This window comes from Microbacterium sp. LWH7-1.2, assembly GCF_038397755.1.
Taxonomy (GTDB): Bacteria; Actinomycetota; Actinomycetes; order Actinomycetales; family Microbacteriaceae; genus Microbacterium.
Window position 1 is genome coordinate 524,986 of record NZ_CP151637.1, and the last position, 15,726, is coordinate 540,711.

The 15,726-nt window shown below is 67.7% G+C and carries 16 protein-coding genes; 1 reads left to right on the forward strand and 15 read right to left on the reverse strand.

The window, feature by feature from the left end:
• Positions 1-34: 34 nt before the first annotated feature.
• The 15 genes from MRBLWH7_RS02520 to MRBLWH7_RS02590 all read right to left on the reverse strand — a co-directional run bounded on the left by MRBLWH7_RS02520 (position 35) and on the right by MRBLWH7_RS02590 (position 14,764).
• Positions 35-1,882 carry a TraM recognition domain-containing protein gene (locus MRBLWH7_RS02520; protein WP_341998852.1) on the reverse strand — a complete coding sequence of 616 codons (1,848 nt, stop codon included), beginning with the start codon at positions 1,880-1,882 and terminating at the stop codon, positions 35-37.
• A complete protein-coding gene (locus MRBLWH7_RS02525) occupies positions 1,804-2,382 on the reverse strand; it encodes a hypothetical protein (protein WP_341998854.1) in 579 nt (192 codons plus the stop codon). The genes MRBLWH7_RS02520 and MRBLWH7_RS02525 overlap by 79 nt, the downstream gene beginning before the upstream one ends.
• Positions 2,379-3,872, reverse strand: coding sequence for an ATP-binding protein (locus MRBLWH7_RS02530; protein ID WP_341998856.1), 1,494 nt, complete (start codon positions 3,870-3,872; stop codon positions 2,379-2,381). The genes MRBLWH7_RS02525 and MRBLWH7_RS02530 overlap by 4 nt, the downstream gene beginning before the upstream one ends.
• Before the next feature lie 569 nt (positions 3,873-4,441).
• A complete protein-coding gene (locus MRBLWH7_RS02535) occupies positions 4,442-5,902 on the reverse strand; it encodes an SCO6880 family protein (protein ID WP_341998859.1) in 1,461 nt (486 codons plus the stop codon).
• Entirely contained in the window at positions 5,899-7,275 is a 1,377-nt protein-coding gene (locus MRBLWH7_RS02540) for a conjugal transfer protein TrbL (RefSeq protein ID WP_341998861.1), read from the reverse strand. The genes MRBLWH7_RS02535 and MRBLWH7_RS02540 overlap by 4 nt, the downstream gene beginning before the upstream one ends.
• Before the next feature lie 31 nt (positions 7,276-7,306).
• Positions 7,307-7,576, reverse strand: a complete 270-nt coding sequence (locus tag MRBLWH7_RS02545) for a DUF6112 family protein (RefSeq protein WP_116193375.1) — start codon at positions 7,574-7,576, stop codon at positions 7,307-7,309.
• Positions 7,577-7,673: 97 nt separating this feature from the next.
• Positions 7,674-7,940, reverse strand: coding sequence for a DUF6112 family protein (locus tag MRBLWH7_RS02550; protein WP_341998866.1), 267 nt, complete (start codon positions 7,938-7,940; stop codon positions 7,674-7,676).
• 4 nt (positions 7,941-7,944) lie between these two features.
• Positions 7,945-9,123 carry a M23 family metallopeptidase gene (locus tag MRBLWH7_RS02555; protein WP_341998868.1) on the reverse strand — a complete coding sequence of 393 codons (1,179 nt, stop codon included), beginning with the start codon at positions 9,121-9,123 and terminating at the stop codon, positions 7,945-7,947.
• Positions 9,124-9,134: 11 nt separating this feature from the next.
• Positions 9,135-9,815, reverse strand: a complete 681-nt coding sequence (locus tag MRBLWH7_RS02560) for a hypothetical protein (RefSeq protein ID WP_341998870.1) — start codon at positions 9,813-9,815, stop codon at positions 9,135-9,137.
• A complete protein-coding gene (locus tag MRBLWH7_RS02565) occupies positions 9,815-10,825 on the reverse strand; it encodes a ParB N-terminal domain-containing protein (protein WP_341998872.1) in 1,011 nt (336 codons plus the stop codon). Before MRBLWH7_RS02565 ends, MRBLWH7_RS02560 begins: the two co-directional genes overlap by 1 nt.
• Complete coding sequence (locus tag MRBLWH7_RS02570) at positions 10,822-11,721, reverse strand: hypothetical protein (protein WP_341998874.1); 900 nt, start codon at positions 11,719-11,721, stop codon at positions 10,822-10,824. Before MRBLWH7_RS02570 ends, MRBLWH7_RS02565 begins: the two co-directional genes overlap by 4 nt.
• A 10-nt stretch (positions 11,722-11,731) precedes the next feature.
• Positions 11,732-12,151 carry a hypothetical protein gene (locus MRBLWH7_RS02575; protein WP_341998876.1) on the reverse strand — a complete coding sequence of 140 codons (420 nt, stop codon included), beginning with the start codon at positions 12,149-12,151 and terminating at the stop codon, positions 11,732-11,734.
• Positions 12,148-12,762, reverse strand: a complete 615-nt coding sequence (locus tag MRBLWH7_RS02580) for a DUF2637 domain-containing protein (protein WP_341998878.1) — start codon at positions 12,760-12,762, stop codon at positions 12,148-12,150. The genes MRBLWH7_RS02575 and MRBLWH7_RS02580 overlap by 4 nt, the downstream gene beginning before the upstream one ends.
• 38 nt (positions 12,763-12,800) lie before the next feature.
• On the reverse strand, positions 12,801-13,682 hold the full coding sequence (locus MRBLWH7_RS02585) for a bifunctional DNA primase/polymerase (protein ID WP_341998880.1): 882 nt from the start codon (positions 13,680-13,682) through the stop codon (positions 12,801-12,803).
• Entirely contained in the window at positions 13,682-14,764 is a 1,083-nt protein-coding gene (locus MRBLWH7_RS02590; RefSeq protein ID WP_342001877.1) for an ArdC family protein, read from the reverse strand. Before MRBLWH7_RS02590 ends, MRBLWH7_RS02585 begins: the two co-directional genes overlap by 1 nt.
• Before the next feature lie 200 nt (positions 14,765-14,964).
• On the opposite strand from MRBLWH7_RS02590, the gene MRBLWH7_RS02595 reads away from it, so the two are divergent.
• Positions 14,965-15,639 (forward strand): helix-turn-helix transcriptional regulator, encoded by a 675-nt coding sequence (locus tag MRBLWH7_RS02595; protein WP_341998882.1) that lies wholly within the window; start codon positions 14,965-14,967, stop codon positions 15,637-15,639.
• The last annotated feature ends 87 nt before the right edge of the window (positions 15,640-15,726 follow it).

Sequence of the window (15,726 nt, forward strand, 5' to 3'; positions counted from 1 at the left end):
CCGCGGGTCGGCCATCACCAAGGAGGTGCGTCGGCTATCCCCGGCGCAGTCGCTCCTCGATGCGCGCGCGGTCGTCGCGGAGGGCGGCGCCGTCAGGGCGCGAGTTCCATTCCCGCAGTTGCGTGACGATCGGTGGCGCCGCGCGCAGCATCAGCAGTGCGGTTCCGTATGGCAGAGTCCGGATCACATCGGGCGGCATGATGGGGACCCGCCGTGTCGAACGCTGGTTGGAGCGAAGTCCGCGCTCACCGACCGTGATGGAGTGGGTGACCTCGTCGCGGTCGCCGATCAGGGTGGAGATGTCCTGAAGATCCCGAGATCCGGATGCGCCACCCAGCACGATCTTCGCGATGCTCGCGTCCCAGATCGCCGTGGCCGCGTTGTCGCCCCAACGCTGTCGGGCCTGCGCGAGCGACTGGAGAACTGGCATCGTTGTGATCCCGGTGCCGCCGCCTTCCGCCATCAGAACGGGCAGCGATGGCAGCGGTGCGAGGTTTCCGATCTCGTCAAGCGCGAGGAGCACGGGCGGGTCCAGTCGTGCCCCGGGCGAGCGCGCCGCGATCCGTCGGGTTGTCTCGACGAGGTCCTCGACGAGAGCGGCGACCAGAGAGGAGGAGGCGCCGGCGCCGGCTCCCGTCGCGAGGAGGTACAGCGTGCCGTTGTGGCGGAGGAACGCCTCAGGATCGAAGTGCTCTTCCTCGCCTGGACTGACAGCATCGAGGACGCGCGGGTCAGCAAGGGCAGCGAGCGCGAGGGAGACTCCCTGCCAGATCGAATCGCGCGTTCGAGGGTCCGCATCGATCATCGCCTCGAGCGACTCCGCCCAGCCGACCGCCGCCGCGGGGTTGCTCGTGAGAATCGCGACCGCTTCCTGCGCGGCCGCCGGGTCGAGTGTCCAACGGTAGAGCTCTGCGGGGGAGCGCCCGTCGAGCGCCGCCGCGTGCAGGAGCGCCTGCAATGCGGTGCGGGTCTTCCCCTCCCAGAAGCCGCCGTTTTCGACGCCGACGCTCGACAAACCGGTGCCCGCCGCGAGTCCTGCGGCTCGGATCATCGCGGTGAGCGGGATCTCGCACCCGCGCACGGGTGACCACCGCAGCCCTGCCGGCACTCCGGGGGCGAGCTGTTGCGGATCGAACACAGCGATGGGCCCGCGCTTCATCCGCGCCCGAATCGTCGTCGTCAAGTTGTCCGGCCTGGTGGAGGTCGTCACGACCGCTCCCGGTGCGTCGAGGATGGCGTTGATGACGATGTGGGCTCCCTTGCCGGATCGTGGCGGGCCGATGACGAGGATCGAGTCTTCGACCGAAGTCCAGACCTTCGACCCCCGGGCTACCCCGACGAGATATCCGACATCGCTGGGCTGGGGCTTGGTGACGGATGCCCGCAGGTGGGCGGCTCGGGAGAGGAGCGCGCGGTCGGAGGCGGCGCGTCGCACGTCTGCGGGGGAGGCGATTCCTGCGATGCGGTTGGGATCCGACCGGGCGTAGCGGGTGAGGTTGCGCAGAAGCCGCCACACCGACCACCCGGCAACGGCGACGAGCGCCACAAGCAGAGCCACAGCAACCCAGTACGCGATCGGATTGAGCCCGGCGGAGCCCAGCGCCGCCCCGGGCTCTGCCGGGGTACCGAACACGCCAAGTCCGGCGGCGAGACCACCGGTCGGTTGCGCCGCTCCGGTGAGGAACGCGGCGACGTTGCCGGCGACACGGAGGACCGCGGCGATAACGATGACCACACCCAGTCCGAGGAGGGCGAGGTTGGCGAGGCCGTCGCGACCCGAGATATCCAGGTCGGGGGCGCCGTTCACGTGAGGTCTCCGATGACGCAGGTGCCGGAGATGCGCCCCACGAGGACTACTTCGCCTGTGGCGCTGACCTGGCATATTCCCGGCTCCAGGAGAGCTCGGGCGGAGCCGTCCGCGGATGCCTTGATGTAGCGAACGATGATCGCGACGGCGACGTCCTCTCCGGGGATGAAGCCGTCTTCGCCGAGAACTACCCGCGGCGGTGCGATCAACGGTGCCGCATCGATCAGGGCGTCCGAGCCTTGAACGGCTCTGACGGGGGATTCATCGCGCGGCGGCGGCGAGATCGGGTCAAGCTCCCGTTGCAGCGGTCTGGCGATGAGGTCGGTGAAGACCGTGCCGTCGGTCTCGTAGACGAGCACCCGCACCGGGGAGCCGCGGTCCTCGAGCACGGAGTCGATGACGGCGGCGAAGGAGGATCGAACCCACGGTGGGCCGAACCGAGGCGGTTCGAGCGCTACACCGTCCACGGCGACCGTCATGGTTCCGTCTGCCGCGATCGTCATGGCGATCACCGGAAAGACCGGCGGCACGTTGAGGGCATCTGGTGCCCTCCGCATCGCGTGCGTTGTGCTCATTTCATGACCTCCGTCATCCGACTGGTCGTATCGAAGGCTGCGAGCTCTGCGGGATGCAGCTGATGCTGCACGACGAAGCTGCGGTCCTTGATTCGCCACAGACCTTGACCGGTCCCGAGCCCCGGCAGCAGGCTCTGCTCCGTTCCCGTGAGGCCGAGCGCGCTCGCGGTGGCGCCGAGCTGGTCGGCTTCCTGACGGTAGATGATTCGGGTCTCGGCGTTGGCGAGGAGGGAGGATGCAATCGCCCGCATTGCGGACCCTTGGTCGCCGACGTTGTCCAGGTCGGAGAGCTTGTGGAACACGAGGAGGTTTGCGATCCCGTAGTGGCGCGCGAGCCGCCACTGGGCGTCCATGCGCCGCAGCAGAGCGGGGTGCGACATCAGCCGCCAGGCTTCGTCGTAGACGACCCATCGCTGCCCGCCGTGTGGGTCGAGGAGGGCGGACTCCATCCAGGCGGACGAGCAGGTCATGAGTACGGAAACGAGTGTCGCGTTTTCGGCGACGCGGGAGAGGTCGAGCGAGATCATCGGCAGGCTCGGATCGAACGTCACCGTGCTGGGGCCGTCGAAGAGCCCGGCGAGGTCTCCGGCGACCAGTCGGCGGAGCGCGTGACCGACCACCCGGCCGTCTTCCACGAGCCGGCGATCGGCTTGATGAGACTCGTCGGGGGAGAGGATCCGTTCGACGACCATCGGCAGGATCGGTGTCTCGCAGGAGCGCACAGCGTCGGCGAGCGCGAGGTCGATCGCCGTGTGTTCGAGCGGGCTCAGCGGTCGATCGAGCACCGTCTCGGTCAGCGCACCGATCAGATCGCGGCGACGTGACACGACCTGGCCGGCCCAGCTCTCATCGGAGAGACCTGACGGGCGGTGGCCTTCGTCGAGGGGATTGAGGCGGTTCGACATCCCGTGTCCGAGCACGATCGCCTGCCCGCCGACAGCTTCGGCGACGGCGGTGTGCTCGCCTTTGGGGTCGCCGGGCACATACACCCGCCGCCCGAAGGGCATGGATCTCGTGTAGAGACTCTTCACGAGCGAGGACTTGCCGGAGCCCACGATCCCCGCGAGCACGATGTTCGGGGCGGTGATCATCCCGCGGGAGTAGAGCACCCACGGGTCGTAGACGAACGAGGCGCCCGAGTAGAGGTCCTGCCCGACGAAGACGCCTTGAGAACCCAGCCCGCCCTCGGCGAGGAACGGGTACGCGCCGGCGAGGGTCGCGCTCGTGTCCTGGTGGCGGGGAAGACGGAGGCGACCGGGTGTGCGCAGCGAGGCAGGCCGCGACTCGCCGGATGCGGGGAGATAAGTGGTCGCCCGCTGATCAGCCCGTAGCGCTTCCCACTGGGCGCGCCGAGCCGCAGAAGCAGTCGCTCGGGAGTCGGCGGCGAGTCGTTGCGATGCTGTCTTTCTTGCACGGCGGTCCCTTCTGCGTTCCCCGGCGGGGTCCACGAGCACCGCACTGTGGACTCTTTGGTCATCTCGTGCGTTCACAGCGACATCCCGTTTCGTCGGCGGCTCGCGGGCGCTGCCCGGCGGAACGACGAAGGTCGCACTCCCCGTTGGAAGGAGTCGTCGGCATCGATCCGTGGTGCGATCAATTCGGTCAGCAGTAACGGTGGGGTCGGCGACCCTGCCCCCCATGCGATGCGTCCCGAGTGCTGGGATGCCTGGTCTACGGCGATGCCTGCTCGGGCAACGAGAGTCGAAGCGCGTCGGAGCGCACTTGCGGCGGCGTGTGCTTCCTCGATCCCGGCCCAGGGATCGCCGTCGCTCGTGCGTGCGATCGCAGTCTCGCTCGTATGCGCCGAGGCGAGCTGCTCCAGAACCTGTTCGAGCGATCTCAAACCGCCGAGCACGTCTCCGACGACGGTGTAGGTCTCTGCAGGTTGGTCGAACGAGCGTGTGGCGTGTGCGAGGGCGCGCAACGCCTGGCATGCTTCCTCGCCATCCACGACCGGATCTTGAAAAGTGGGCATCTTGCTTCCCCTTGCTGCGGAGTCTTTGAAGAGGTGCGTGTGAGTTCCCCAGGAGGTTCGCCGTGATCGTTATGGCGCGGCAGGTCAGATGTTTCGGCAGAGTGGGAGGGCAGCCGCGGCAAAAGATTGTGCTTGCTGCCCCACGAGCCGTCGTGTCTCGCACGCTGCCTGCACGGCGGCCTGCTCGATCGCGGCGACAGCGGCGTCGAGCTCCTCGACCGACGGTGCAGACACGGCGACGAGGCCGGTGTATCGCAGCACGCCGTGCCCCGCCGTGAGGTCTGACTCCTGCTGGACGACGTCGTTGTATTCGGCGGTGCGCGCGGCATCCTCGATCTGACCGATCTTCGCGCGCTGTGCGGCGTCGGAGAGGAGTCCGACCTTCTTTCTCCGGATGTCCCGCGCTGCGACATCCGCGCGGACCGGAGTGCAGATAAGGGTGAAGGTGCGTTGGATGCCGGAGGTCAGGAGCAGGGGAGAGAGGAATCCGGGAAAGACCTGCGATCGCGGCCACTCAGAGACCCAGAGGACGGCGTGATGTGCAGAGTCAGTTCGCAGATGATCCCACGACTCGGTGACGGCAACGGGGCCCGCTGTGGCGAGCGACCGGCCGATGTCGCCGTGGCGCTCGAGGGCCGGCGCGGCGGCGGGGTCATAGGCAGAGCGGAGGGCGACGGCCACCTCGCCCGGAGTCAGCCACTCTGAGGGTGTGAGGTCCGCGGCGCGCAACGCTGCGGCGAAGGTCGTCATCTCCTGGCGCAGGACGCTGGCGGCTCCCTTCACACCGCCGCCCGCGGCGCGGATCTGTCGAGCTGCGGCGCGCGTGTCGAGTGCGAGAGAGATCGTTGTCGCATGTCGTTCGCCAGCGGGTCCGGCGCGCTCGATGAGCTCCTTGTATGTCACTGCGGGCCAGCTGCCATCGTCACTGCCGTGCCGGGTCCACCATTCAGCGAGCCCGCTGCCTGAGCTGGGGACCGTGCGCTCGCAGATCTGCACTCGGGCGATGCGGCCCGATCGGCAGACGGTTGCGAGCACGCGGCCCCATCCCGCGACACGTCGTTCCTGCTCGCCGCTGTCGAGCAGGACGAACGCGGGATGGCTGATGCTGACCACGGCGGTCAGCGTCTGGGCGTGCGGGTCTTGGATCATTGCCGCGCCCGTCTCCGGGTCCACCCACTCACGCAGCGCCGCGGCGTCTCCTGGGAGGGCGAGCGTGCCGGCTGGGCGGGGGCGCACGACGTCGGCCCGGAACCGAAGCTGGCCGCCGATGCTTCGCCACACCCAGCGAAGGGCAATAGGAACCCACTCGATCACCTTTCGGCCGCCGAGCGGGACAAACGAGAGAATCAGGCTGGTCGCCCAGACCGGCGAGGTCAGGCCGAAGAGGATGCCGCCGCCCACGTAAACCGCGGTGGTGAACGCGATGAGCCCGATGGCGAGAGTGACGACTTGGGCCAACGACAGGCCGAGCAGCACGCCACGCTTGGGCAATCGCGAGAACTGCACCGGCCGAAGCTGATGTGCTCGATGAGAGTTGGTGATCATGCGGGTGTCCTTTCGCGCGGAGCCGGGACCGGACGCTGGGGAGTGGCCGTGGGTTTCGGAAGGGGAGCGGCAGGAGCTCCAGATTGGGTTGCCGTCGCGGGTGGCAGCTCGGTCGGTGCGGCGCCTTCGGCGTGCCCTGAAGCGGCGGCGCCCGCTGCGCTGCCGAGCTTGGGACCGGCAGCCGCTGCCTTGCTGACCACCCGGCCGCCGATGACAACCGCCGCGGCGGGGCCGGCGGCGGCCGCAGCGCCCGCGCCACCTGCCCCCGCGGCTCCCGCTCCGGAAGCTCCTGCCCCGGCGGCCCCCAATCCCGCGCCTGCGCTCGCACCGCCCGCGCCGGACGCGACTCCAGATGCGGCGGACGTCGAAGGTGCTCCCGAGCCCTTTGATGCGCCGGCGCCGTCCAGAACCGACTTCGCCGACCTCGCCGTAGCTGAGTTCACCGGCACGGGCACGGGACGATTCATCGCGCTCTTGGCCTCCTGCTCGGTCGACATGGCGTGGTACATGTCGACGCCGACGAACGAGATGAACTTGTAGGTCATATAGGGCGCGAAGGCGGCCACAAGCATGAGGACGACACCGGCGACGGGGTCGCTGATGGAGGCAAGGTCCATATCGATCGGGGCGGCGGTCTGATTGACAGCGACGAGGAAGAGGACGACGAGCACCAGCTTGGAGAAGACGAGCGCGACCACGAACGCCACCCATTTTCCGAACCAACCGCGCGCGGCATCCCACGAGAACCCCGCGAGTGCGATCGGCGCGAACACGATCGCGACGAGCAGCAGCGCCTTTCGGATGAGGAGGGAGAACCACACGATCGCGGTTGCTGCAATCGCGAGTCCGGCGAGGAAGATCGTCATGATCGCGCCCACGCCGGGCGTTGTGATGTTGATCGCCATCAGCCCCGCCGCCATCAAGGCGATGCGTTCACCCATTCCCTCCACCGTGTTTCCGGTTGCCTGGACGATACCGATCGCCAACCGGTCGGTGATCTCGAGCAGCGTCGCGGTGAGCGTGATCGCGACGAAGGATCCGAGGACCGACTTGCCGAGGCCGACCGCAGCCCGTGAAAGAGCGGTCGGATCGCGATGCGCCAACCCGGTGATCAGCTGCAAACAGAAGAACACGAGCATCACGAACAGAGCGACGCCGAACAGCAAGTTGTAGACCTGGACGTACTGCCCGCCGGTCACATCGACGAGGGTGGTCGTGTCGAAGACCGCCCAGACGGCCTCGAAGAACCACCGCGCGGCGGCGCCGAGCGTGTGAGCGAGCCAATCGAACGGCGCGGCGACGAGTGACACGACACCGGAGCCGACGTTCTGACACACGTCGGCGATGGCCGGGATGTCGCATACGCCACCCACGCGCGTCGCCTCTCTCGACGGCCCCGTCAGCTCACACCGACTGGCCGACGCCCCAGAAGAAGTTGACGAGGGTCACTGAGGCGCCGCAGATCACGGCTGCCCCGCACGCGACCAGCACACCGAGCTTCCCGCGGGAGGCGAGGTGAGGGTTGGATGAGTTCGCGCCGTACCCCCACGCGACCGCGGCGATGATGAGGGCGAGCACGGCGAGGATGAGTCCGACGGTCATCACGGCGCCGACGATGACGCGGAGCTGCTCGATGCCGGGAAGTCCCGACCCGTTGGGTGCGATATCAATCACGGTCTTGCTCCTTGTCTGGGCAGAAACGAACCTGCGTACAAGGTGCGTGCGGCGTCCCCGGGATCCGCCGGACTGCTTTCGCACGCGAACACGCGCACTACAGCTGCTGGCCTACTCCGATGAGGAAGTTCATCCACGCGACCCCTGCGCCGGCGAGCACCGCAGCTCCCACAGCGACGAACAGCCCAGCGCGCGATCTCAGCGCCGACTGGTAGTTGCCGCTCGAGGATGAGATCGCCCAGGTGATCGCGCAGACGAGTATCGCGAGTACGGCGAAGATCAGCACGTACATGAGGAGTGCGCCCACGATCGCGCGAAGGTCACCTGCGCCACCGACAGCACCGAAGTCCGGGAAGATGTCCACGCGATCACCTCGAGGTGGCGCCCGCGAGGCATGCGGACTGCCCCGACGTCGCGGCATCCAACCCGGCGGCGCCGTGCTCGGCGAGCCACCGCTCGGCGTCGACCGATGGCTCGAACGAACCACCCGGTCGGATCTCGAAGTGCAGGTGGGCGCCCTGCGACTTGCCGGAGGCGCCCACGTCGCCGATGTGCTGGCCGGCGGAGACGCGCTCACCGACCGTGACATGGACACCGGAGTCCCACATGTGCGCATAGGCCGACGCCACTCTGCGGCCGTCGACCGTGTGCTCGATGATGATCAGCTGCCCGTACAACCCGGCCGGACCCGCCCAGCTGACGACGCCGTCGGCGATCGCGAGGATTGGGGTTCCATCGGCGGCGGCGTAGTCCGTGCCTGCATGCAGCGCTCGCTTCCCCGTCATCGTGTCGTCCCGCCAGCCATACCCGCTCGACCGAACCCAGGTACCGCTCGGCAGCGGAAAGACCACGCGGGATGTCTCAGAGACGGTGTCAAGCGGAGCCGCCGAGCTGTCTCCCCGGACGGTGGGCTTGGTCAGTGTCTTGATGATGGCTTCCGCGACCGGCTGGTACTCCTGGTAGCGGTCGGGGTACGCCGAGCGCTCGACCGACTGGGCAGCGGATCCTGGATCCGCGGTCTGCCACCCCGCAATGTCCAGGAGACCTGCCGGAGACGGATAGTTGGGCCCTTCGGGCCCACCGAAGAAGGCGCGCACTTGGTACTTCGGATCCATGAGCTCGGCGACGGTGCCCCATCCGGAGCTCGGCCGCATCTGGAACAGGCCGAGGGAGTCATGGTCGCTCCCCAGACCGTCGTTGGACATGTTGAGCGATTCGGGGTGCGCTGCGTTCGCGAGCATCCGCAACGTGGACTCTGTGAGCGCCGCCATGAGCGCGATCAGCACGCCCTGCCGCCCCACGTCTTCGACGCCGCTGCCGACGGTGATGATCGTCGCCGCGTGCGTGAGCTGCGTGCGCCGGAGAGTGACGGAGACGCCGTCGGCTCGGGCAGCAGTGAGTTCGTCGGGCACGCCGGAGACAACGAGCTGGCCGGACATCTGACACGCGGCGAAGGCTGCGGGGGAGAGGACGATCGGAATAGCGAGCAGCCCTGCGAATGGAAGCGTGAGCACAGCCACCACAAGGCAGATCGCGAGCTTCTTCATGATCGATGCCGTCAGCGAAGCGGGTTGTCCACTTCGGAGAGCCGAAGGAGGTGGCACTCGTTGAAGCTGGGCTCGCAGGCGATGAACATCGTGAACGCGATCGGCCGCGACGTCTCCTGAGCGTCGGTGCCGACGACGCCCGCGCGATGGCGTGTGCCCGAGATCGTGTAGGCGATCGTTCCGGGAAGCAGCTCGCCTTCGGTCGCCTGCGCGAGCGCGTCGTTCCAGGATGTCGGGACGAATACCTCGTCGATCGTCAACCACTGGCGCGTGCCATAGATGCGCAGCTGTGCCCACGCGTCCGTTGTCGGGAAGTAGCTGCGCACATCGGAGGCGAGCGCGGCGGACTCGATGCCCGACGGATCGCCGGCGTCGACGATCACCTGGGCGTAGTCCGTCAGCTCGAACTCGGTGGTGTCCCAGGTGATCAGCGCCTCCGCCGCGTCTCGCGCGAAGTCCTCCGCATCCGTCGTCGACCGGATCACGTGCGGCGCGACGCGCGACTCTGTCGGCCCTGGTGCGGTGGGCGCGACGTCCTGCGGTGTCGGGGTGGCCGTCGGTGAGCCGGCGTCAGGCTGGGGTGCAAGCGTCAGGCCATACAGTCCGACACCCACCAACGAGGCGAGGATCCCTAAGCCGATCGCGACGAGAACGATGACACGCCGGTGAGCGGGATGCGGGGAGACGGCCATCACGCGATCTCCCGCCTCGCTTGAGCGCGAGCCTCGCGGAGCGCGGCGAAGAACGCCACCGTGGAGGCCAGCGTCTCCTCAAACTGAATGAGCTGCTCGTCGGAGAGTTCGGTGGCGACGGCGGTGACGTCGAAGTGCGTCCACCACAGGTCGAGGTCCTCCCAGACGCGCACGAATGCCCGGACCGGGAAGACGTGCACCGAAGCGGACCGGGCTTTGGGTCTACGCCCCTTGCGCTTCGCCTCTTTGACTCGGGCGAGCGCAGCGTTCGCGAGTTGCTCGAGTTCATCGGGCGGCTCGAAGTCCTCGGGTGCTTCGAAGTCTTCGAACGCACGGGGCGGTTCGGGATCGAGGAACTCTCGGATGCGCGCGTGTGACGCTGTGACACTCCCTCCCTGGTCGATGAGCTGCAGTTCGTCGTGGGCTCGTTCTCTCAGCTCAGGGTCGGTCGTCGGACTGTTGACGAGCCGCTGCAGTTCCGCGATGCGCTCGAGGGTCGTGTATGACGCCTTCCCCGTGACCATCTTCGCGGCCTGCGTGCGGCTCTTGCCCGGCTTGAATTGCGGTGGTGCCACGGTGGCACCACCGTAGTTTCCGGCGAAATCGTCCCCGCGGCTGAACTGCGTCGCAGTCTGACGTCGCAGCGCGTCCTCGGCGATGTACGACTTCAGCTCGGTGTAGAGCGTCGCGGCTTCGGTCGGTGTGAGCGGCTTGTGGAGCACGTTCTCGGCCTGTTCCGCGAGCAGTTCGGCGAGGCGATCCGAGATCCCGGATCTCACCCAGACTTTGATCGTCTTCTCGCCCAGACGCTTGAGGGCTTCGAGTCGTCGGGCGCCGCAGACGAGCACGCCTTCCGGCGTGACGGTGACCGGCTGGAGCAGGCCGTCGCGGGTGATGGACGCAGCCAGCTCGTCGATGTCGCCGTACTCGTGGCGGTGACGGTTTCCGACGACGATCGACGTGATCGATCGTTCGAGTTCGATGTGGCCGATCCGGGTGCTCACGGTCACCGCCCCGCTCTCGCGGCCGGGGCGGCCAGGCTGACGGCGAGAACAAGGTCATCGTCCGTCAGCAGGGATCGCAGCGGTTCGCCGATCAGCAGGCGGAGCAGGATGCCGCGGCCAGCAGTCGTGCGCGCGACTTCAGGTTCGGGGTTTCCGAGCACGGCGCGGAGGATCCCATTCCATGACGCGGAGGACAGGTCGAGGAGTGTCCGTCCGTGGACGTCTCGCCGGAGTGACTCCCATGCGGTCGCGCGCGAGGGCACTTCGCTCAGTCGAGCGCAGATGTACTCCATCGCGGTGCGGGCGGGCGTCCGCGGCCAGCCGAGAAGCGTCATGAAGGCGATCGCGTTCTCGACGGCTTCGGGGATGCCGGCGCCCGCGTGTGGGTCGTCGTCGGCGTCTAGGTCCTCGGCCGATTCCACTCTGAGCGCCGGGTGATAGTCGCTCAGTGGGTTCTCGCGATCGCTGAAGCGTTCGGGTTCGTGGAAGGACGAGAACTCGGGTCGACGCGCCTGGTAGACCGAGCACAACAGTCCGTTCGCCCGCTCCTCCGCAATCATCGTGACCTGGACTGCGCGGGTCACGACCGCCCAGGGATCATCGGCGTTTCGCACGGACGGCAGGCGCATCGCGTCAAATGCAGCGGCCGCCGCATCCCACGGGTCGAGCCCGTGCTTGCGGGCGAGCTTCGCGTAGCGCTTCACAACGTGGGCCATGAGCGCGGCAGCTTTCTTGTCGTGGCGCCACGCCCCGTGCTCCTGAGCGGCGAGTCGCTCCAGCAGCTCGCGAAGACCCTCCGAGGTCTCGAACGACTCACGGGCATCGCTGCCCTCCGCCGTGTGCGGGATACACGGGGCAGACTTCGGTGCTGCCGCGGGCGACCACGAGCGCTGGGTGTCCATGACAACCTCGCTAACGACCGATCCCGGACCGCCGTACCGCGCCGTGCGCGTGGCGACTTGTACCGAACGCCGTGACGGGCGGCAGTTGCAGTGCGCGATCGCGAATGGCTCGCCGCGTGGCCGCAACACCCTGAGTGGGAAGGGCGCGGGCGCGTCGCGCGATCGACGATTCGAGGTCGATGCCTTGCCCCGCGACCCGGCCGGTGACCGCGGGAACGAGTTCCGTCGGGCGCATCCAGACGATCTCGCTGCGGACCGTCTCGGAACCCGACAGGCTGAGCGGCTGCCTCGCGAGCGAGGGATCGCCGTGCCGAGCGAGTTCGGACACCTCCTCTCCTCCGGGCTTGTCCGCGGGGTCGCCGAAGCGAACGGGCGCACTGGGCCGCCGGTAGCGAGCGTCAGCGGGTTGCTCTGGTGCGTACTCGTTCATGGCGTAGCTCCTTTCTCAAGGTCAGGTATGTCGAGCGTCCCCGCGAACCATCGGCCGACTGTGGACGGATGCACTCCCGTGGCGCTCGCGATCTCCTTGTTCGACATGCCGCGCTGACGCATCAGCGCCGCGATGTCTCTACGGGCACCCTTCTCTGGAGCATCGGTGTGTTGGCGAAGGTGCACGACTTCTGTGGATGGCGCGTCCGCGTCCGGCGCTGTGGAGGAAAGAGGAACTCGAAAGCGCTGGGTGAGTACAACGGTCAGGTGCGTGATTGCGAGCAGGACCAGAGGGGGTACCGCAGCGACGGATGCCGCGAGCACCGATGGCACGTCGGCGTCCGCGGCAACGATCGCGTGGATGGCGTTCGCGGCGACCGATGCCGCAGCGCCCGCAATCAGCAGCATCCACGGGTACCAGGCGTCGCGTCGGCCCGCCAGCGCGACGACCGCGACTGTGCCGACGACGATGATGCCGTCGACGATGAGGGGCCATGCCCATGCTTGAGTCGGGGCGATACCGGATCGGTTCGCGAGATCGGCGAGCGCCGTGAATGACAGCCAGAAGGCTCCGATGGCGATGAAGATCGTGCCTGCAATCGCGGTCCACACGGCGATCCGGCCTGATCGCGGCTGTCCCCACTCAGGTATCACAAGACCACCTGCCCGGTCACCGGCCTGCCGCCGGGGCGGTCTCGAAAGGGCGCCGCCAAGACCACCGCCGTCCGGTACGCAGATCGGATCGTCGTCAGGACCTCGGACTGCGGGAGGCCGGCGTGCTCGGCGGCGGGGCCGAGAACGTCCCGCGCGCGCTGATCCGACACGCCATTCTCCGCCAGCCGGCATGCCGCCCAGTAGAGAGCGCGGTTGCGCTCGCCCTCGACCCGCGAGGCGAGCCAAGCCGCGATCCGAGTCGGGTCCAGGTCGCTCCTGTCGTGAGCGGACGGGTTGGGCAGGGGAGTCGGCTTCGGATCGAGGAACTGCCGGAGTGCGGCGGCGTCGACGGATGCCGCCTCCCCTCGTCCGCGTCCGATCAGCTCGTAGTCGGACCTATTGCCTTCGAACATCACCCGCGACGGTGGAACGACCACATAGCCGCCATCGCCACGAAAGTCGATGCCCGCCCTCGCCGCTTGCCACGAAGGCTGAGGGCGGTCGGGATCCGCCGGATAGTACGCATGCATCCCGCCGGACGCTGTCTTCACCAGTACCTGCCAGCGATCCACGAGTCCCTCGCGCCGAGCGAGCTCGAACGCGGCGAAGCCCCGCACCCGACCGTGCACATCGATATCGACCACGTCGAGTCCTGAGGTGGCGCCGGTCGGCATGCCGATATTCGCCTCTGGCCATTGAGTCCACCACCTTCGGATCAGGTCGATGTCGGCGCTCGCGTCGACGAAGCCGTGCCGCGTCAGCGGCCGCTTCTCCGCGGCCTTGCAGGGGAAAACCGGAACACCCGCCGCAGCGAAACGCTCCACGCCCTCGCGTGGCGGAAGCCCGATGACGGATGCGAACAACGATGCGGTGTCCATCAGAGACCCAACCCCGCAGGCGCGGCCTGATTGCGGCGCCCGTGAAGCGTGGCGTCGTGTCCTCCCAAGCCGCGTCTGGCGGCGATTACACCGGCCTTCGGCGCACGTGCCAATCCCGGCGGATCGCCGGACCCCACCTGCGCCGTATCCAATTGCGAAAGAATCGCTAGCGCGGTCGACCGGACCCGCTCGGTCGTCGCCTGAACGACTTCTACCGGCGTCTTCCCGTCGACGGATGCTGCCCAGGTCGACACGTAGGGCACGGTGTAGTCCGATGTGTCGAGGCCATGCGCCGCGCCGATCATCAGCGCGACGGACTCCGCTTCGACCTCGCTAATGCCGCGATGGAGTGAAGCGTCGGGGTGATCGGGCCCATGAAGATCCACGTGAGCGAGCTCGTGCGCGAGAGTCTTCGCGCGCGCTGCCGGCTCGATGTCGCCGCGAACCGCGACACTCCGCTGGATGTAGTCCGTCATTCCGTTCGCACCTCCGAGATCCCGATCGCTGTCGACAAGGCGCAACGAGTACCCCCGTGCACGCACCGACGCCGTCAGCCCTTCCCACATCCCCGCCGGCGCCTGCCCCTCGAGGAGCTGGGGCCGGGGTGGCTCAGGGATCGGGGTACCGCTGGTCTGGGACACGTCCCACACGTATGCAGGACGCACGCCGATCAACCGCGACTGAAGATCTTCGCCGCGCTCTGGACCCTCACGCGGCGCGAGCCGACGCCACGACTCGGCCACCTGCGGCGTGCGCGAGGCGAACCGACCGACAACCGGGGCGAGGATCATGTACCCGCGCTGGCCGCGATCGACGGATCGCCCCAGCGTCAGCCACTGGCGGAAGCCGGCGACGTACGTCGGCGTCGGATCGAAGACCCGGCCCTGCTCGAAGGCCGATGCGTGCTGCATCCAGATCAGCAGTGTGTTGTTGAACGACCGAGAGCGGAACCGAGCGGCAAACGTCATCGCGCGCTTCCAGTCCTCACCGGTCACGAGATCGGCCACCGCCTCAGCGAGTTGGTCATGGAGCCGGTCAAGCTTCGCCTGGGCGGCACCGATATCGGACTTCTGGTGAACCATCGCGCCGTACCCCCTTCGCAGTCGCCTCGTGGCGGCTTCATCAACAGAGGTAGGTGTCGACTCACCGTTGTGGCCCCTTATGAAGCGGCGGTAAGCGGGGGAGTGCGCAGGAGCGATATGCGTACATAGGTGCAAGATACGCCGGATGTGCCGAAATAGATAGCAAACGCCAACGCTTTGCGGAGCGATAACCTGTCGTCGTGGGTAGACGTTCCCAGGGCGAGGCCGGCGCGTGGTCGATGGACCTGGTGCGCGCGATTTCGACTCTTCGTGACGCTGCGGGCATGACGAACCAGGAACTGATCGATCGCTCCGAGATGTCGGCGAGCTACTTCTATGGTCGACTGCGCGGTGCCGCGCCCTTCGACGCGAACGACATCGAGAAGCTCGCACAGGCACTCGGGACTCATCCGCACGAGATCTCTCGCGTCGCAGCATCCCTCGGCGACGCTCGCGAGATCGAGCCCATCCTCGACACAGACGCCAGGGAGCTGGGACGCCGACTGACCGCGGTGTCGCGCGCGCCCCGGCTGGACGGATCCGCATTCGACATCGACGGTCTCGTCAGTGAACTTGACGAACGCGGTGTGGCGTTGGATCGCGACGAATGGGCGAGCCTGCTCGCGGGGGATGCGAGCACACCTATTCGCGTGAGGGTGCTGGAGGGCGTCGGCGCCTATGCCGGGGTCCCCACGGCATACCTGCTCGACCTGGGCGACGCAGCCGCGGTTGAAGCAGCCGAGGCAAACTTCGAATTCCGCGAGGCACTGAAGGCGTCAGGCGCGGATTCGGTGTCAGCACGAGCCGTCGGCGAGATCTCGCCCGCCGCCCTGCGCGCGATTGCGCAGACCTTGAGGTCCATCTCTGCGCACTAGCGCATTCACCTGACCTTCACTGCGCATCGGCGTACAGTGAGGAGCATTCGGGCGATCGCTGTGCGAGGTCGTGATCGGAGGTAGGGC